General features: G+C 67.3%; 19 protein-coding genes and 2 pseudogenes. 10 read left to right on the top strand and 11 right to left on the bottom strand.

Annotated elements, in window-relative coordinates; all coding sequences use genetic code 11:
- Positions 1 to 27: 27 nt before the first annotated feature.
- The 3 genes from KY389_RS08905 to KY389_RS08895 form a co-directional block, all read right to left on the bottom strand.
- Positions 28 to 864, bottom strand: coding sequence for a 4-(cytidine 5'-diphospho)-2-C-methyl-D-erythritol kinase (locus tag KY389_RS08905; RefSeq protein WP_219830552.1), 837 nt, complete (start codon positions 862 to 864; stop codon positions 28 to 30).
- A complete protein-coding gene (locus KY389_RS08900) occupies positions 861 to 2,657 on the bottom strand; it encodes a tetratricopeptide repeat protein (RefSeq protein ID WP_343222935.1) in 1,797 nt (598 codons plus the stop codon). The genes KY389_RS08905 and KY389_RS08900 overlap by 4 nt, the downstream gene beginning before the upstream one ends.
- 87 nt (positions 2,658 to 2,744) lie before the next feature.
- Positions 2,745 to 4,400, bottom strand: coding sequence for an electron transfer flavoprotein-ubiquinone oxidoreductase (locus KY389_RS08895; RefSeq protein ID WP_219830550.1), 1,656 nt, complete (start codon positions 4,398 to 4,400; stop codon positions 2,745 to 2,747).
- 261 nt (positions 4,401 to 4,661) lie between these two features.
- Between KY389_RS08895 and greA the strand changes: the two genes are divergently transcribed.
- The 4 genes from greA to KY389_RS08875 all read left to right on the top strand — a co-directional run bounded on the left by greA (position 4,662) and on the right by KY389_RS08875 (position 7,230).
- A complete protein-coding gene (gene greA / locus KY389_RS08890; RefSeq protein ID WP_219830549.1) occupies positions 4,662 to 5,132 on the top strand; it encodes a transcription elongation factor GreA in 471 nt (156 codons plus the stop codon).
- 5 nt (positions 5,133 to 5,137) lie between these two features.
- Entirely contained in the window at positions 5,138 to 6,061 is a 924-nt protein-coding gene (locus tag KY389_RS08885) for a hypothetical protein (RefSeq protein ID WP_425517172.1), read from the top strand.
- Positions 6,062 to 6,130: 69 nt separating this feature from the next.
- Positions 6,131 to 6,907: an AzlC family ABC transporter permease gene (locus KY389_RS08880; RefSeq protein WP_219830546.1), complete on the top strand. Its 777-nt coding sequence runs from the start codon at positions 6,131 to 6,133 to the stop codon at positions 6,905 to 6,907.
- Positions 6,904 to 7,230: an AzlD domain-containing protein gene (locus KY389_RS08875; protein WP_219830545.1), complete on the top strand. Its 327-nt coding sequence runs from the start codon at positions 6,904 to 6,906 to the stop codon at positions 7,228 to 7,230. The genes KY389_RS08880 and KY389_RS08875 overlap by 4 nt, the downstream gene beginning before the upstream one ends.
- On the opposite strand, the gene KY389_RS08870 is transcribed toward KY389_RS08875, so the two are convergent.
- From KY389_RS08870 to KY389_RS08855, 4 genes are read right to left on the bottom strand one after another with little or no spacing between them, the layout of a single operon-like run.
- Entirely contained in the window at positions 7,215 to 7,856 is a 642-nt protein-coding gene (locus tag KY389_RS08870; protein ID WP_219830544.1) for a hypothetical protein, read from the bottom strand. The two genes, KY389_RS08875 and KY389_RS08870, sit on opposite strands and share 16 nt — an antisense overlap.
- A 13-nt stretch (positions 7,857 to 7,869) precedes the next feature.
- The gene (locus KY389_RS08865) at positions 7,870 to 8,022 is read right to left on the bottom strand and encodes an aa3-type cytochrome c oxidase subunit IV (protein WP_219830543.1); all 153 of its coding nucleotides are present in this window, start codon (positions 8,020 to 8,022) and stop codon (positions 7,870 to 7,872) included.
- A 55-nt stretch (positions 8,023 to 8,077) separates the two neighbouring features.
- On the bottom strand, positions 8,078 to 9,097 hold the full coding sequence (locus tag KY389_RS08860; RefSeq protein ID WP_343222934.1) for an MBL fold metallo-hydrolase: 1,020 nt from the start codon (positions 9,095 to 9,097) through the stop codon (positions 8,078 to 8,080).
- Positions 9,094 to 10,791, bottom strand: coding sequence for an acyl-CoA dehydrogenase (locus KY389_RS08855; RefSeq protein ID WP_219830542.1), 1,698 nt, complete (start codon positions 10,789 to 10,791; stop codon positions 9,094 to 9,096). Before KY389_RS08855 ends, KY389_RS08860 begins: the two co-directional genes overlap by 4 nt.
- A gap of 108 nt (positions 10,792 to 10,899) precedes the next feature.
- On the opposite strand from KY389_RS08855, the gene KY389_RS08850 reads away from it, so the two are divergent.
- Positions 10,900 to 11,847 carry an L-threonylcarbamoyladenylate synthase gene (locus KY389_RS08850; RefSeq protein WP_219830540.1) on the top strand — a complete coding sequence of 316 codons (948 nt, stop codon included), beginning with the start codon at positions 10,900 to 10,902 and terminating at the stop codon, positions 11,845 to 11,847.
- A gap of 109 nt (positions 11,848 to 11,956) precedes the next feature.
- Here the strand turns inward: KY389_RS08850 and KY389_RS08845 are convergent, their stop codons facing one another.
- On the bottom strand, positions 11,957 to 13,384 hold the full coding sequence (locus tag KY389_RS08845) for a Glu/Leu/Phe/Val family dehydrogenase (RefSeq protein ID WP_219830539.1): 1,428 nt from the start codon (positions 13,382 to 13,384) through the stop codon (positions 11,957 to 11,959).
- A 285-nt stretch (positions 13,385 to 13,669) separates the two neighbouring features.
- Between KY389_RS08845 and KY389_RS08840 the strand changes: the two genes are divergently transcribed.
- From KY389_RS08840 to KY389_RS15360, 5 genes and pseudogenes are all read left to right on the top strand, one after another.
- Positions 13,670 to 14,293 carry a TetR/AcrR family transcriptional regulator gene (locus KY389_RS08840; RefSeq protein ID WP_219830538.1) on the top strand — a complete coding sequence of 208 codons (624 nt, stop codon included), beginning with the start codon at positions 13,670 to 13,672 and terminating at the stop codon, positions 14,291 to 14,293.
- A 123-nt stretch (positions 14,294 to 14,416) separates the two neighbouring features.
- Complete coding sequence (locus KY389_RS15365; RefSeq protein ID WP_246588042.1) at positions 14,417 to 14,962, top strand: hypothetical protein; 546 nt, start codon at positions 14,417 to 14,419, stop codon at positions 14,960 to 14,962.
- 4 nt (positions 14,963 to 14,966) lie between these two features.
- Positions 14,967 to 15,245 carry an I78 family peptidase inhibitor gene (locus tag KY389_RS08830; protein ID WP_219830537.1) on the top strand — a complete coding sequence of 93 codons (279 nt, stop codon included), beginning with the start codon at positions 14,967 to 14,969 and terminating at the stop codon, positions 15,243 to 15,245.
- Between the two features lie 68 nt (positions 15,246 to 15,313).
- Positions 15,314 to 15,655: a DUF2794 domain-containing protein gene (locus tag KY389_RS08825; protein ID WP_219830536.1), complete on the top strand. Its 342-nt coding sequence runs from the start codon at positions 15,314 to 15,316 to the stop codon at positions 15,653 to 15,655.
- A 71-nt stretch (positions 15,656 to 15,726) separates the two neighbouring features.
- Positions 15,727 to 15,942, top strand: a pseudogene (locus tag KY389_RS15360) (transposase); the annotation flags it as partial.
- A 135-nt stretch (positions 15,943 to 16,077) separates the two neighbouring features.
- On the opposite strand, the gene KY389_RS15840 reads toward KY389_RS15360, so the two are convergent.
- The 3 genes and pseudogenes from KY389_RS15840 to KY389_RS08810 all read right to left on the bottom strand — a co-directional run.
- Positions 16,078 to 16,773 (bottom strand): hypothetical protein, encoded by a 696-nt coding sequence (locus KY389_RS15840; protein ID WP_219830535.1) that lies wholly within the window; start codon positions 16,771 to 16,773, stop codon positions 16,078 to 16,080.
- A gap of 170 nt (positions 16,774 to 16,943) precedes the next feature.
- Positions 16,944 to 17,153, bottom strand: coding sequence for an IS66 family insertion sequence element accessory protein TnpB (tnpB, locus tag KY389_RS15835; protein WP_425517165.1), 210 nt, complete (start codon positions 17,151 to 17,153; stop codon positions 16,944 to 16,946).
- Positions 17,150 to 17,507, bottom strand: a pseudogene (locus tag KY389_RS08810) (hypothetical protein); the annotation flags it as partial. The pseudogene KY389_RS08810 and the gene tnpB, both read right to left, overlap by 4 nt.

Below are 17,507 nucleotides of genomic sequence, written 5' to 3'. Positions count from 1 at the left end.
TCATCCTCCTGAGAGTTCAGCGGCACATTAGCGGCGCGCGGCAGGGGATGCCAGTTCCGTCGCGACCGACCACCAGCCGTGGCGCGCGAGTGACGCAGCCGCCGCCTGCGCCCGCCCGGCCACGTCGAACAGCCCGAAACAGGTCGCCCCCGATCCCGACATCCGCGCAAAGGCCGCGCCCTCGGACCGCAGCGCGTCCAGCACCGAGGCGATGACGGGCGCGCAGGCAATCGCGGGCGGTTGCAGATCGTTGCGCGTCAGCGCCAGCCAGCCGGTCAGCGCCGCCAGATCGTGCAGGCGCGGCAAGGGCGGCAGCGCCGGGTTGTCGCGCCGCTCCAGCGCTGCAAAGACCTGCGGCGTGGACAGGGCGACGCCGGGATTGACCAGCACCATCCAGAAACGTGGCAGCGGCGGCACCGGCGACAAGACCTCGCCAATCCCCTGCATTCGCGCCGTCTCCGAGGCCAGGCAGACCGGCACATCCGCACCAAGCGCCTGAGGTTGCGCGGGCAACGGATGGCCCATCCGCGCAAGCCCGCGCAGCACCGCCGCCGCATCCGCCGACCCGCCCCCGATCCCCGAGGACACAGGCAGGTTCTTGGTCAGCCGGATCGCAGCCTCTGCCCCCGCCAGCCTTGCGGCGCGCAGGCAAAGATTATCGCCCGACACCGCCAGCCCGGCCGAAAAGGGGCCGTCGATCGCCAGCGACAGCGGGCCGGGCGCCAGTTCGATCCGGTCGCCCATTGCCGCAAAGCAGACCAGCGAATCCAGCAGATGATAGCCGTCCGCACGCCTGCCCGTGACATGCAGCGCCAGGTTCAGCTTGGCCGGAGCCTCTTCGACCAGCGTCAACGCCGTGGTCATTCTGCGGCTTCGGACGTGTCGGCGACGTTTTGCGGACCGGGCGGGGTGCGTCCCTTGGTCAGGGCGGCTTCGTCGGCCATCACCGCATCCAGCCCCCTCTCCAGCTTGTCGCGGATCCGGGCGGGATCGACCTCGCCGCTTTCGGTCGGTTCCAGCGACAGCGCGCGTTTCCACTGGATCTGTGCCTCGCGCTCACGACCCACCATCCAGTAGATGTCGCCCAGATGGTCGTTCACCAGCGGGTCCGCGGCCATCGTGGCGATCGCACGCTCCATCGGGGCGACCGCGTCTTCGTAGCGGCCCAGCCGGAAATAGGCCCAGCCCAGGGAATCGAGGATATAACCGTCATCAGGCGACAATTCGACCGCGCGCTTGATCAGGTCGAGGCCGCGTTCAAGCTGGATGTTCCGGTCGATCCAGGAATAGCCGAGGTAGTTCAGCAGGCTGGCATTGTCGTCGCGGATCTCGATGGCGGCCAGAAGATCGGCCTCGGCCCGGTCGAACTGGCCCGACCGTTCCAGCGCGATGCCGCGGGCATAAAGCGGGAACCACCGCGCCTGAGGCGGCGCATCGGCCAGAAGCGACAGCGCCTTGTCATAGGCGGGGACGGCCATCGCGTGTTTTTCCTGCATCCGCAGCACATCGCCAAGCGCGACCCAGGCCTGCGCCAGATCAGGATAGGCCGCGGTCAGTGCCAGGGCCGCCTTTTCGGCCTCGGCTCGTCGCCCGCCCCGCGACAGCGCGTCGATGCGCGACAATTCGGCCACCGGGCGGACCTGGCCCTGGGCACGCACGGCCTCGTATTCCTCCTCGGCCAGATCGAATTGCTGACGTTCCTGCAGAAGCTGGGCGACCAGCAGGCGCGCCTCGGTATTCTCGGGTTGCAGCCAGACGGCCAGCCGCGCATGGATCAGTGACAGAGGCTCGGGGTCCGGCCCGCCCGACAGGGCCGAGGCAAAGGCCAGGAAAAGCTGCGCGATCCCGTCGGCGGGGCCCGTCACCACGTCAAAGGCGACGGGCTCGCCGGCGATCAGCGCGGCGCGCAAGGCCATCAGTTGCGGCTCGGCCTCCAGTCCCGGAAGGGCGTCCAGCATCTCGACCGCCTCGTCGCGCCGATCCAGCTGCGCCAGGATCTGCGCGCGGGCGGTCAGGCCCAGCAGGTGGCCGCTGGCGTCGGCCTGGTCCAGCATGGCATCGGCGCCCTCGTAATCGCCGACCAGCGCCAGGGCCAGCGCCAGGTGATAGTTCACCACCGGCGCGATGCTTGCGTCGGCCGCCATCTGGCGAAACGCCTCCAGCGAATCCGAGGCGCGGCCGGCCCCCAGAAGCGCCCAGGCCCGGATCGTGCCGTCCATCAGATCTTCTGAGATCGGCATGTCGGTGCCGTGGCGCTCGTCCAGATAGGCCAGCAGTGCGTCCCAATTCCCCTCGCGGATCAGCTGGCTGCGCCGCATCAGGGTGGCGAATTCGGTGCCACCGCCTGCCTCGGTCAGCATGGTTTCGGCATAGGCGACCGCGCGGTCCACCTGCCCCGCCGAGGCAAGGGCCACCAGCGCGCTGTCCTGCAGATAGGGGTCCGACGGATCCTGCGCCAAGGCCCGTGCGTAATAGCGGGCGGCGGCCAGAAAATCGTTTTCGACCGTGGCCATGCGGGCGGCCAGATAGGGGCCGGCCAGCCCGCGCATCATCGGCGCAGTTGCGGGGGCGGGCGCGTCATCCGCCAGGGTTGGCCCCGCCATCAGGGCCAGAAGCGCGGCGGCAATCCACGGGCGGCGTGCAGGTCTCTGGGTCACAAACGAGCCTTCGGAAATCACAATGGCGTTTGTTCCAGCCTAGCCCTGGGCCAGGGGTATCGCAACGCCTCGCCCCCCGATCCTGCATCACATGTTCGGGTAATTGGGTCCGTCGCCGCCCTGCGGCGTGGTCCAGACGATGTTCTGGCTGGGATCCTTGATGTCGCAGGTCTTGCAATGGACGCAGTTCTGAAAGTTGATGACAAAGCGCGGCCCGTCGGAATCCTCGACCACCTCATAGACGCCCGCGGGGCAATAGCGTTGCGCCGGTTCGGCATATTCGGGCAGGTTCACGCGGATCGGCACAGAGGGATCGCGCAGCTTCAGATGGCAGGGCTGGCTTTCCTCGTGATTGGTGAAACTGAATGCCACATTGGTCAGCCGATCGAACGACAGCTTGCCGTCCGGGCGTGGGTAGTCGATCGGCTTGTGATCGGCCGCCTTGCCCGTTGCCGCCGCATCCGACTTGCCGTGTGTCCAGGTGCCAAACGGGTTCCAGCCCGTCAGGTTCGCCACCCACATATCCACCCCGCCCAGCATCAGGCTGGCCGAGAGGCCCAGCTTCGACCACATCGGCTTGACGTTGCGAACCTTCTTCAGATCGGATCCGATCACACCGCCGCGCACGGCGGTGTCGTAATCGGTCAGCCGGTCGCCCTGGCGGCCCGCCTTGATTGCGGCCGCAGCCGCCTCGGCGGCCTCGATCCCGGAATGCATGGCGTTGTGGTTGCCCTTGATGCGCGGCACATTGACCATCCCCGCCGAGCAGCCCAGAAGCACGCCGCCCTCGAAGGATAGCTGCGGTAGCGATTGCCAGCCCCCTTCGCTGATTGCCCGCGCGCCATAGGCCACGCGCTTGGCGCCCTCCAGCAGCTCGGCCACCATCGGGTGATGCTTGAAGCGCTGGAATTCCATATAGGGATACAGATACGGATTCGCGTAGTTCAGATGGACCACGAATCCGACCAGAACCTGATTGTTCTCAAGGTGATAGATGAAGCTGCCGCCGCCCGCATTCCGGCCCAGGGGCCAGCCCATCGTGTGCACGACCCGGCCCTTGCGGAACTTGTCGGGGGAGACCTCCCAGATCTCCTTCATGCCGATGCCGTATTTCTGCGCGTCGCTGCCCGCGCTCAGATTCAACCGCGCGTCGATCTGCTTGGCGAGGCTGCCGCGCACGCCCTCGGCGATAAAGACGTATTTGCCGTTCAATTCCATGCCCGGCTCATAGGCATCACCGATGCTGCCGTCAGGGTTCCGGCCGAACTCGCCGGCGACGACGCCCTTGACGCGATTGCCTTCCCAGACCACTTCGCTGGCGGCCATGCCGGGGAAGATCTCGACGCCCAAGGCCTCGGCCTGTTCAGCCAGCCAGCGGCAGACATTGCCCATGCTGACGATGTAATTGCCGTGGTTCGACATCAGGGGCGGCATCGGCCAGTTCGGCACACGGACCTGCCCCGCCTCGCCCAGGATGTAGAAATTGTCGTCGGTCACCTCGGTCGTCACGGGCGCGCCCTTCTCGCGCCAGTCCGGGATCAGCCGGTCCAGACCAGACGGGTCAAGCACCGCGCCCGACAGGATATGCGCCCCCACCTCGGAGCCCTTCTCCAGCACCACGACCGAAAGATCCGCGTCAAGCTGCTTCAGACGGATCGCCGCAGACAGGCCCGCGGGGCCGGCGCCCACGATCACGACATCATAATCCATCGACTCGCGGATGATCTGGGTCTCGTCGGTCATGCGCTGGCAACCTCCCCTTGGCGTCTGGCTTGTCACACAGGTAATACGCAAGCCCGCGCGGGGCAATCGTGACGCGGGGACGAAATCGGCCGAAATCGGCGCGCTTGCACGGGCACAGTCTTGCATTGGCGCGGAATTTGGGGTCACGATATGGCAAATCGGGTCAGCGCCCCTGCCATCCAGATGGCGGGGGCGTTGGCTTGAAGCCCGAATGACACCAGAACCCGCAAGGGGCGCATCCCGCAAAAGGACAGGGCAGCGATGGACAAGATACCGATGACCCGCAGGGGCTTTCAGACGCTGGAAGCCGAACTGGGCGAACTGAAATCCAGGGAACGTCCCGCCATCATCCGTGCCATCGCCGAGGCGCGCGAGCACGGCGATCTGTCCGAGAACGCCGAATACCACGCCGCGCGGGAAAAGCAGGGCTTCATCGAAGGGCGCATCAAGGAACTCGAATCGATCCTGTCCCGTGCCGAGGTCATCGACCCCGCGAAACTGTCGGGCAGCGTCAAGTTCGGCGCCACCGTCGATCTGATCGACGAGGATACCGAGGAGGAGCGCAGCTATCAGATCGTGGGCGAGGCCGAGGCCGATATCGAACGCGGCCTGCTGAACGTCCGTTCGCCCTTGGCGCGTGCACTGATCGGCAAGGACGAGGGCGACAGCGTCGAGGTCACCACGCCCGGCGGCCAGCGCAGCTACGAGATCCTCCGCATCCGCTACGAGTGACCCGCATGACCCTGGCCGCCAGACTTGCCAGCCTTGCGCGCCGCGATGCGCTGACCGGACTGGGCCTTGCGCTGTCGGGTGTCTGGCTGCTGCTGGTTCTGCTGTTCTGGCTGCTCGGACCTCCGGCCGAAGCGCAACGGGGCGGTGTGACGCGGCTGGTTTCGGCCTTTGGTGTCGTGCTGCCCCTGGTGTTGGTCTGGATGGGCGTTGCGATGGCGCGCGCGCTGGCCCTGCTGCGTGCCGAGGCCGCGGAACTGCGCCGCCAACTTGATGCGATTCGGCCCGACCTGCGCGGCGCGCCCACACCCCAGCCGCAGCCCGAAGCACAGCCCGAGGCGCGGGCCAAAGCGCAGCCCGAGGCGCGGCCCGAACCCACACAGGCGCAACCGCGGCCCCGCCCGCGCCCGGCCGGAGACCAGCGACAGGCGGCGATGCGCTTTGAGGCGCCCCCCTCGCAGCCGGTCGATGCAGGCACGCTGATCCGGGCGTTGAACTTTCCTGACGGCCCCGACGACCACGAGGCAATCGAGGCCCTGCGCGCCGCGTTGCGCGATCAGGACAATTCCCGCGTCATTCGCGCCGCGCAGGATGTGGTCACGCTGCTGGCGGGGCGTGACATCTATATGGACATGCTGCCCCCTGCTCCGCCCCCCGCTGCCGCCTGGCGCCGCTTTGCCGAGGGCCAACGCGGCAGTGCCGTCGCCGCCCTTGGCGGGATCGACGATCCCGACGCCTTGCAGACCGCCGCGTCCATGCTGCGCGAGGACGAGGTGTTCCGCGACGCTGCCCACCATTTCCTGCGCCATTTCGATGGGCTTCTGACCCGGCTGGTGCCAGAACTGGACGATTTGCAGATCGCAGTGCTGGGCGACAGCCGTTCGGGACGGGCCTTCATGCTGCTGGGGCGGGCGACGGGCAGCTTCGGCTGATCCGGCGGCTTGCCAAGTCTTGCGCATCGTGCAACGAACGTTGCGATGACGCTGACAGGCGAAAGCAGGATGTCCCCTTCTCCCGAACCACGGCCGCGCCATCGGCAGGCCGCCCATGACGCGGTCTCGGCCCGGGCGCTGGCGCGCAGCCCGCGTCAGGCCTTCTGGCACGGGGTCGTGCAATCCCTGCCGTTCCTGATCGTGATCGTGCCCTTCGCGATCCTGTTCGGTGTGGTCGCGCTGGAGGCCGGGATGGACGTGGCGCAGGTCATGGGCTTTTCCGTGCTGGTCCTTGCAGGCGCGTCGCAATTCACCGCCGTGCAGCTCCTGTCGGACAATGCCCCGGTCATCGTCGTGATCCTGTCGGGATTGGCGGTCAACCTGCGGATGGCGATGTATTCGGCCTCTCTGGTGCCGTGGCTGGGCCAGGCCAGCCCGGCGCAGCGGGCGGGTCTGGCCTATGTGCTGATCGACCAGACCTATGCGCTGGCCATCCAGCATTACGAACGCCATCCGGGCCTTTCGATGCAGCAGCGTCTGGCCTATTTTGCAGGAACGGCGGTCGTCCTCTGCCTGCCCTGGATGATCGGAAGCTGGCTGGGTGCGACGATCGGCCAGGCCATCCCCGAAGAGATCGCGCTGGATTTCGCCATGCCCATCACCTTCATCGCGATGATCGCGCCGATGCTGCGGACGGCGGCGCATCTGGCGGCCTGCTTCGTGGCGGTGCTGGCCGCGCTGCTGCTGGCGGGGCTGCCCTCGGGGCTGGGGCTGCTGATCGCGGCGCCGCTTGGCATGGCCGCGGGCGCCCTTGTCGAGACCTTGACCGAAAGGAGCCGCACATGACCTCGGGTCAGGACATCTGGACGGTCATCATCCTTCTGGGGGTGGGAACCTATCTGATCCGCTGGTCCTTTCTGGGCGCGCTTGGCGGGCGCGTGATGGCAGGCTGGGTGCTGCGGCTTCTGCGCTACACGCCGGTTGCGGTGCTGCCCGCTCTGGTCGCGCCGCTGGTCGTCTGGCCCGCCGCGACCGACGGCCAGCCCGACCCCGCCCGCATGGCTGCTGCCCTGGCGACCCTGGGGGTGGGGGTGCTGACCCGCAACGTCATGCTGGCCATTCTTGCAGGCGGCGGAACGCTGTTCGGGCTGCTTTACATCCTGCCCTGAACCGGACCCATCGCGCCGATGATCGTGCCGTCCTGCTGGCGCATCAGCACGTCGTGATTGTTCGCCGGGTCGCCGTCATAGTGACGGCGCGTCTGGACATTGGGCAGGGTCAGGAACCACCGGCGCAGGCGCAGCGGCGAAAAGCCGACCGGTGCGCCCTCGAAGCCCGGGACACGACGCAGCACCCGGCCACATTCGATCGCGCAGAAGCTGCGGCGCCCGGGGCCGTTCTGTTCGGCGCTGCGGATGCCCAGGTCGGCAATCTCGCGCGGGACCAGCACCGTATCCTCGGCCACCCAATAGGTCGAGCGGGCGTGGTAATCAATGTAGAATGCCCGAAAATTGTCGGTGATCCCGTAGAGAACATCGCCGCGTTCAGGGATGCGTGGATGGTGCCAGCTTCCCGCCGGATCATAGATCACGCGCTGACTGCCATTGAACATCAGCGCCGAATGTCCCCCTTCGCCGCGCGGGATGCCGATAACGGTCAGCAGCGTGATCGAGGGCGGCTGATCCGAGACATAGCGCGCGCGGCGCACCTCCTCATCGGTCGCCCAGACATGTTCGACACCGCAAGCGGCCAGCCCCGCCGGCAGCGCGGCGGCCAGAAAGGCACGACGTTTCATGAGACCCCGCGCCTCAGGAATTCGCCAGAGCCAGGAAGATCAGCACGACCAGCGACAGGATCGTTACCCAGGTCACACCCTTGATAAACCCGGCAAAGGTTTTCTTGTGTTCGGTCAGGTCCATCGTGCCCTGCGTCGCGCCGGGTTTGTTGTCGAGATCGGCCATGTCTGTCGTCCTCCTGCAAGCGTTCGGTTTCCGATAGACCATCGGGACAAAGCTGTCACGCCCCCCACAGCACCGCGCCGTCGCTTTCGGCCACGGGGCGGATCACTTCGGCGCGGGCCAGGTGGTTCAGATGCGCCACCGCCTCGACCAGGGCCAGCCCGAATTCCGATTCGGCGATGCCGCGACGAAAGAGGATGTCGAAGCAATCCACCGCGCTGCGAGGCGCCTCGGCCAGGGCGGCACGCAGACGGTCCAGAGCCGCATGATGATTCTGGATCAGTTGCGACAGCCGAAAGGGCAGACCGGTGAAGGGCAGCTTGTGGCCCGGCAGCACCAACTGGTCGTCGCGCGCAAGGGTCGCCAGCCTCGCGCAGCTTTCCAGCCATTCGCCGACCGGGTCGGCCTCGGGCTCGGTCGGATAGACCCCCAGATTGGGCGAGATGCCCGGCAGAAGCTGATCGCCCCCGATCACGACCGCATCGTCCTGCGACCACAGCGTGACATGGCAGGGCGCATGGCCATGCCCCATCGCCACCCGCCAGCGCCGCGCGCCGATGGTCAGCACCTGCCCCTCGGTCAGGCGGGCATAGCCGGGGGGCAACGGATGCACGATATCGGCAAAGTTGAAGGGCCGTTCGCGCGCCCGCCGGGCGAGCAACTCAGAGGGCATCCCGGCGCGGCGCCAGAAATCCAGCGCCTCGGGCGTGGGGCGGTCCTGTTCGTCCAGCACCAGCATCCGCGCCATCAGCCATGCCGTGCGGCTCATGGCCAGCCGCGCGCCGCGCGCCAGGAACCAGCCCGCAAGGCCGATATGGTCGGGATGGTGATGCGTGCCGATGACCCGCGTGACCGGCCGCCCGGCCAGCGGTCCCGCCAGCAGGCTTTCCCAGATGGCGCGCGTGCGGCGACTGTCCATGCCGGTATCGACGATGGTCCAGCCCTCGGCATCTTCCAGCGCATAGACGTTCACGTGATCCAGCGCCATCGGCAGGGGCAGCCGCATCCACAGGATGCCGGGGGCGACCGCGATGGCTGCGCCCTCATTGGGAGGCGCCGGAAAGGGGCTGCGGATCACGCCGCGAAATCGCCCGCCAGGGCCGCGTCGGCGATGCCGGTCAGATCGTCCAGCCCGGCTAACGCCTCGGCCAGGTCGCCGGCATTGCGCGGCAGGACGCGCAGCATGAACACCCGCGCCAGCGCCCGATGCGATTCCCCCCCGGCCAGCGCGGCGCGCAAGTGATAATGCCCGCCCAGCACCCGCGCAAAGGCGTTGAGATAAGGCAGCGCGCCCGCAAAGCGCACCGGCAGGTCACGCTCCAGCAGGGACAGCGTCGCCTCGCGCAGGGTCTCGGCGGCCTGCCACAGCTGATGGGCCAGATCGGGATGGGCGGCCTGCGCCGATTTCGCGCCGTCCAGCACCTCGTCCAGCAGGCGCATCGCGGCCTCGCCGCCATCCGACAGCTTGCGGCCGACCAGATCCATCGCCTGAATCCCGTTCGTCCCTTCGTAGATCGAGGTGATCCGCACATCGCGCAGATACTGCGCCGCGCCGGTTTCCTCGACATAGCCCATGCCGCCATGGACCTGCACGCCCGTATCGGCCACGCGGATGCCGACATCGGTGCCATAGGCCTTGGCGATGGGCGTCAGGAAGGCCGCGCGGGCGGCCTGATCGGCATCGCCGGTCGCGCGCTCCATGTCGATGGCGGTGGCGCAGGCCAGACCGATGGCGCGGGCGGCAAAGATCTCGGCCCGCGCGGTGGCCAGCATCCGGCGCACATCGGGGTGCTGGATGATCGGACCCATCTGATTGCGCTCCTGGGCATAAGCCACGGCCTTCTGCAGCGCGGCCTCAGCCACGCCGACACCCTGCATCCCCACGCCCAGACGGGCGCAGTTCATCATGGTGAACATCGCGGCCATGCCCTTGTTTTCCTCGCCCACCAGCCAGCCGGTGGCATTCTCGTAGGACATCACGCAGGTCGGGCTGCCATGAATGCCCAGCTTGTGTTCCAGGCTGACGACCTTGAGGCTGTTGGCAACGCCCGGCTGACCCTGTTCGTCGGGCAGGAATTTCGGCACCATGAACAGGCTGATGCCGCGAGTCCCCTTGGGCGCCCCCGGCAGCCGCGCCAGCACCAGATGGCACACATTCGCGGTCACGTCGCTGTCGCCCCAGGTGATGTAGATCTTCTGCCCGCTGATCCGGTAGGTGCCGTCGCCCGCGGCCTCGGCCCGCGTTGTCAGCGCGCCGACATCGCTGCCCGCGCCGGGTTCGGTCAGGTTCATGGTCCCCGACCATTCGCCGCTGATGAGCCTGGGCAGATACAATGCCTTCAGCGCGTCGCTCGCATGATGCTCAAGCGCCTCGATCTGGCCCTGGGTCAGCAGCGGGTTCAGCTGCAGCGACAGGCAGGCGCCCGACATCATCTCGGCCACGGCCATGTTCAGGGCTTGCGGCAAGCCCATCCCGCCATATTCGGGATCGGCCGAGACGCCGATCCAGCCGCCCTCGGCAATGGCCCGAAACCCCTCGGCATAGCCAGGCGAGGAGCGCACGACCCCGTTCTCCAGCCGCGCGGGGGTCTGATCGCCGCTTCGGTTCAGAGGCGCAAGGATGTTGGAACACAGCTTGCCTGCCTCGTCCAGGATCGCGCTGGCCGTCTCGGGCGTCGCCTCGGCAAAGCGGTCGGTCGCCGCGACATCGCGAAACGGCACGACATGGTTCAGGATAAAGTCGATCTGCGTCACCGGCGCCTTGAAGCTCATCTGGTCCCCCCTGCGCCTTGGCATCCCGGCCCGGCGCGACTATCACCGCAATCATCGGCCATATTGGGCCGCCAAATCCCATGGCTCAACCGAAACCCCGCGTCACGAATGCAGACCCTCCGCCTGATCCCCGACGATGACGGCATTGCCCAGGCGGCCGCCCTGCTGACGCGGGGCGAGTGCGTGGCGATCCCGACCGAGACCGTCTATGGCCTTGCCGCCAATGCCCGCGACGGCGGGGCAGTGGCGCGCATCTATCACGCCAAGGGCAGGCCCAGCTTCAATCCTCTGATCGTCCACATTCCTGACCTTGCCGCAGCCCGGGCCATTGCGACTCTGCCAGCGCAGGCGCTGACTTTGGCCTACGCCTTCTGGCCCGGGCCGCTGACGATGGTGCTGCCGCTGCGCGCGGATGCGGGCATCGCCTCGCTGGTGACGGCGGGGCTGGACACGATCGGACTGCGCGTGCCCGCCCATCCCGTCGCGCAGGCGCTGCTGCGCGCCTCGGGCCTGCCGCTCGCGGCGCCCTCGGCCAATGCCTCCGGCCGGATCAGCCCGACCACGGCGGATCACGTGCTGGACCGCGACACCGGCCTCGACGGTCGCATCGCCGCGGTGCTCGATGGCGGCCCCTGCCCGGTGGGTCTCGAATCCACGATCATCGGCTGGCCCGAGGGGCGCGCCACCCTGCTGCGGCCCGGCGGCATCCCCGCCGAGACGATCCAGGCCGCGCTCGGCCAGTCCCTCGCCCGGCACGAGGCCGACCCCTCGGCCCCGAACGCGCCCGGCCAGCTGACCAGCCACTACGCGCCCAGGGCGCCCCTGCGGCTGAACGCGGAACCCCGCCCGGACGAGACGCACCTGGCTTTCGGCACGCCCGGCCCGCTCAGCCTTTCTGCCAGCGGAGACCTGACCGAGGCCGCCGCCCGCCTCTTCGACCTGCTACGCCGCGCCGATGCAATCGGGCGCCCGATCTCGGTCGCCCCGATCCCCGATCACGGCCTGGGCCGCGCGATCAACGACCGCCTCCGCCGCGCCGCCGCTCCTCGCGACTGACCTGTCCTTTGCCTTGGCGTAAATAACCAAGGGGAAGTCGTGGCACGCGACGGGGGCAGCCCCCTGCAATCCCTCCCCTGCAACCCCTCCTCCCCCTGGAACGCCGCAATCACAGCCCAAGCGAATTGTAAACGTTCGAGATCCGCCGAATCGCCACCACATAGGCCGCCGTCCGCATGTCGGTGACGCGCGGATTGTTGACCCAGACCTCCTTCATCTTCTGGAACGACGTGCGCATCGTGTCATCCAGCCCCGACCGCACCAGCTCCAGCTCATCCGCGCCGGTCAGGAAGCTTTCCTTGAACCCCTTCGACAGCGTCCAGTTCAGCCCGGTATCGGCGGACAGCCGCTCCAGCTCCTCGACCAGCATTCGGGCGCGGGCTTCCTCGTGGCGGCGCTCCAGGCGGCCCAGGCTGATCTGCGACAGGTTCTTGACCCATTCGAAATAGGACACGGTCACGCCGCCGGCATTGGCATACATGTCAGGGATGATCACCACACCCTTGTCGCGCAGGATCTCGTCGGCATCGGCAGTGACGGGGCCGTTCGCGGCCTCGATGATCAGGCGGCACTTGAGGCGCGCGGCATTGTCGCGGTCGATCACGCTTTCCACCGCCGCCGGAATGAGGATGTCGCATTCGTCCTCCAGCGCGCGCAGACCGTCCTCGCTGAAATCGCCGCCAGCAAAGCCCCTGACGCCCCCGGTGGCGCGGATATGTCCGCGCAGCGCGTCGATATTGATGCCCTGCGGGTTGCGGATGACGCCGTCGCGCTCGATCACGCAGGTCACAAGCGCCTTGTCCTCGGCCGACAGGAACTGGGCGGCGTGATAGCCCACATTGCCCAGACCCTGCACGATCACCCGCTTGCCTGCCAGGGTGCCCGCCAGCCCGGCCCTGGCCATCACGTCGTCATGGCGGAAGAACTCGCGCAGCGCATATTGCACGCCGCGCCCCGTCGCCTCGACGCGCCCGTCGATCCCGCCCGCGCTGCGCGGCTTGCCGGTAACGCAGGCCTTGGCGTTGATGTCGTCCGGGTGCAGACGCTTGTAGGCATCCGCCATCCAGGCCATCTCGCGCTCGCCCGTGCCCATGTCGGGCGCCGGCACGTTCTGGCTGGGCGAGATCAGGTTCCTTCGCGACAATTCATAGGTAAAGCGGCGGGTGATCCGCTCCAGCTCTTCCTCGCTCCAGGCGCGAGGGTCGATGCAGAGCCCCCCCTTCGAGCCGCCGAACGGCACCTCGACCAGCGCGCATTTGTAGGTCATCAGCGCGGCCAGCGCCTCGACCTCGTCCTGATTCACGTCCAGCGAATAGCGGATGCCGCCCTTGACGGGCTCCATATGTTCGGAATGAACGGAGCGATAGCCGGTGAATGTGTGGATCTGGCCGCGCAGCCGGACCCCGAACCTGACGACATAGGTCGAATTGCAGACGCGGATCTTTTCTTCCAGCCCCGGCGCCAACTCCATGAGACTGGCCGCATGAGAGAACATTCGATCGACCGAGTCTCGAAAGGATGCCTTGGTAACGGACATGGGCTTTTTCCTTGCTGATCAGGGCGCCGGGATGCGCCCGGCCCCAAGGCTATGCCAGAGGCGCCATTCCTGCCACCATTTTGAGCAACATGGAACCGAACCGTTTCGTTCTTCGAGTGCAACAATTCGATGGAACAGACCGTATATGGCTCGATGCGGACAGATGCAGATATTCAAACTTCTTGTCGAACAGTAACTTTTTATGAACTGCAAAAGTCCCACAACGTATTAGAGGCAACCGGCCGCATTTTGTATCAAGGCGGTTTCAAGAGGTAACGTAAAGTCATGAGAGACAGACAGACCATCACCCGGGGACGCAAGTTCGATCAGGTGCGCGACGGCGCCTCCGCTGTCTTTCTGCGAGACGGCTATGCAGGCGCCAGCGTCGATGACATCGCGCGGGCGGGACGTGTGTCCAAAGCCACGCTCTACAGCTATTTTCCGGACAAGAAGCTGATGTTTCAGGAAGTGCTCGAAGCTGCGATGGCCCAGGCCTTTGCCTCTTCCCCGGTCGTGGCAGCGCAAGGCGTGTCGATTGACCCGGGGTTGCGCGATATGCTGAACCATATCGGCCTGTGGATTGTCAGACCCCAGCACCTGCGGCTTCAGCGCGTGCTGATGGCAGAATCGGAACGGTTTCCCGGCCTGCTGCAATCCTATCGCCGCCAGCTCGACGATTCGATCATGGCGCCCCTGACCGCCGCATTCGAGACCTGGCGCGATGCCGGCCAGATCGTGGCCGGGGATTGCGGTCAACTGGCACGGCTGACCTTCAGCCTGCTGGCCGGCGGACTGCATCTGCTGTCGCTGCCCAACCGCGATGGCAGCGTCATCGAGAACCCCGTCGCACAGATCGCCTGCGAGACCTCGGACATGGTGTGCCGCGCTCATGGCCCGCGCGCGGCCTGAACCTGTCGCCGCCAGGACATGATGAAAACGTGATCGAGACGGCTGCTTCTCAAATGACAAGCAGCGGCCTAGCATGACCCGAAACGGCGCCGGACCAACCGGCCCCCGAGGAGAGCAGACCCGATGCCAAGATCCGCCGTCATGGCAATGGCACTTCCGATGGCCCTTGCAGGCTGCGCGCTGCCCGCAAGCCGGATGCCGCCCATGGCCGCGATGCCGCACGCGGCCTCTGGCGCCGCGATGATACAGGCACCCATGATGCAGGATTCCGCATCCACGGCGGCGATGCCCACCCCCCAACCCGCCATCAGCCAACCTGCCTTCGGACAGCCCGTTCTGGGCCAAGCGGCCATGATGCCCCAGCCTGCACCCGGCTCGGCCCCTTGGGCCGCAACGCCGGCCGTGGCGGGCCTGCCTCCATCGTTCGAGCCGCCGCCCCCCGCTGCGCGCGGCATCGCCGGGCTCGAGGAACGCAAGCCCGACCTCTGCGGCCATGCGCGCCATGCCTCGGCCATCGGCCAGCCCGCCAGCATCATCCCCACGCTCGGCCTCACGCGCAGCTACCGGGTCGTCGAATATCGCGGGATCGAGCCGCAGGAATACGTGCCCGACCGCATGGTGTTCCGTCTCGATTCCATGGGTAACATCTCAAGCATTGATTGCGGATGACATCATGACCAGAACGACCCTCCTGACGGCCCTCGCCTCGACCGCGTTGCTCGCGGCTTGCGAGCCCGTGCCCGTGACTGCGCCGCCCGCCTCCGACGAATGCGGCGCCCAAGGCTATCAGGGCCTCGTCGGCCAACCTCGCAGCGTCCTGGCCCAGATGACCTTTCCCATCGGAACCCGCACGATCGGCCCCGACGACGCCGTCACCGCCGATTTCCGCCCCGAGCGGCTGAACATCGAATATGGCCGCAACGACCGCATCGAGAAGGTCAGTTGCTACTGACGGAAAGGCGCCGCAAGGGCGCCTTTTTCGCCATTGCTTCCGGGTAGGGACGGTGTCACCATCCCATCATGCCACAGGCCTTCCAGTCCCCGACCCAGACCGGTCAGCCCGACCGCGTGACTTTCGACCGGCGCGAACTGGCGTTGATCCTTTCGACCTATGGCCATTTCGTGGCCGCGGGCGAGTGGCGCGATTACGGCATGTCCTTCCTGCGCGACGCGGCGGTATTCAGCGTCTTCCGCCGTGCCGCGGAACATCCGCTGTATCGGATCGAGAAACGCCCCCGCCTGCGCGCAGCCCGAGGCGCCTATGCTGTGATCGGCATGGACGGACAGATCCTCAGGCGCGGTCATGACCTGGCCCAGGTGCTGCGCGTCCTCGACCGCAAGCTGATCCGCGCACTGGGCTAGGTTCCGTCCCCACAAGGGGATTTTCGGTCGGTCTGACTGGGGATTCACTGTCTTTGACGATGGAGGATGGGATGGCGCGATTTGATCCGACGGATTTCGGATGGGGCCTGATCCAACCCCTTCTTCCCAACAAGCCGCGCGGGGTGGCGCGAGTGGATGACAGGCGCGTGCCCAACGGCGTCTTCCGAATGCTGAGAGCCGGCTCGCCGTGAAGCGACCTGCCCGGGCGGTATGGCCCCAACACGACCCTCTGCAACCGCTTCAACCAATGGGCCAAGGCGGCAGTCCGGGTCTTGCCGGTGCAAGGGGCCAGCATGCCGGTGGGCGTGTCATCGGCAAAGATCGCTTCGGCCGACAGGGCATGGCGTCCGATGGCGTCGGCCAGCGGCTCCAGCAGGGCAGCGGATTTGCGATCCGGCCGGTCAGGCTGAAGCGGTCCAGGTCGAGCCCTTCGCGGTCGAAGATCTGGCTCTGGCGACACAAAGGGAAGATGATTGGGGGAAGATGATCGGCGGAAGATGATCGGCGTCTTTGCCGGCCAGGACATGCGCCAGGAGACCCGGGCCGGCCCCGCTTGATCGGGCGCGAGGGCAGCGGGGCCTGGACGCAGCATTCGCAAGCCAGGCGCAGGTCAGCCGCGGGCGGACGATCCGGTTCACCGATGACGCGGCCGGAGAGATGCTCCGGTTCCCCGGTGACATCCTCGCCGATCCGGCGAAAGCGCCCGCCGCAATCGGCACAGGCATCGGCGCCGGGCGTCCGTTCCACCCCCATCGCGGGATGTGGTCCGGGCTCGGACGGCGCTTCGGTTTGTCCTTTCCCTCGACCGCCGGCAGCTTCATCCGCGCGGTCATCGCGGCGGCGGCGATTTCGCGGGGCGCAAGGGCCAGTTGCAACTGCTCCCCCGTCCCGGAGGACGCACCAGACCGCTGCGCCCGGTGCCCGGCCCGCTGATGCCTGCCCGTCGATCCGGCCACTGGACGGCTCGATCCTGCTGCGCAGGAGCGTTCGTCACTCTCGATCAGGATCGCCTGCACCTTCGCCCCGGCCAGGCGTCGCGCCGTGACGCTGCGCAGCTTCTCGGGGTCTTTCGGCAGGGCCAGGGTCCGGGTGAACATGCCGGACGTTCATCCCACTGTATTTCTTGCAAGAATCCTACTCTTGCAGCCCCCGCAGATTCTCCCGCAGCCAAGGGCCGCCACATCCGTCACCATCGACACCTGCGCGGCCGGCAGCGCGGCCTTGCCCTCGCTGGCCGAGGGCCAGACGAACCGGCCTTCCAACCGCTTCATGACCATGCAAGCCCCTGACCGTCCCGCCGGATGACCTTGACCAGGTCTCCTCGGCGACCACGGAAGACGAACAGGTGTCCGGCGAAGGGATCCTGCTTCAGCACCGCCTGCGCCTGCGCCTGCGCCGCCAAGGCCGCAAGGCCCTTGGGCATGTCCGTCACCCCGGCCGCCAGCCAGACCCGCATGTTGGCCGGAACCGGGATCACATCATCAGCCCCCCCCCGATCAGCCGCGCCAGCGCTTCAGGATCGTAGCGGCCATCGATCCGCATCCGGAGGCCACCAGCCAGCCCGATCCCGATGCGGGTCTGAGCCGCAGGTGCTGCCGGGGCAGACCTGGTTTTCGCGACGATCTCTACGGGCTCTGCGGGCAGAAAGCGCGCCTCCCCTGACCTGGGCAGGGCCGCGGCGGGGTCGGGCGCATAGCGGGGATCGCGAAGCCACTCGAAGACCCGGTTCGCATTCGCAGCGTAGAAGCCGCGCCACCTGGGCCACCGAAGCCCCAGACGCAGCCGTCTGGAAACAGATCGCCCTTCGGCGCTGCCCTCGGTCCCTGTATGG

The organism is Paracoccus bogoriensis (genome assembly GCF_019431455.1).
GTDB classification, from domain to species: domain Bacteria; phylum Pseudomonadota; class Alphaproteobacteria; order Rhodobacterales; family Rhodobacteraceae; genus Paracoccus; species Paracoccus bogoriensis.
Note: the sequence above shows the minus strand (reverse complement) of the source record. Positions and strands in the feature narration are given on the sequence as shown.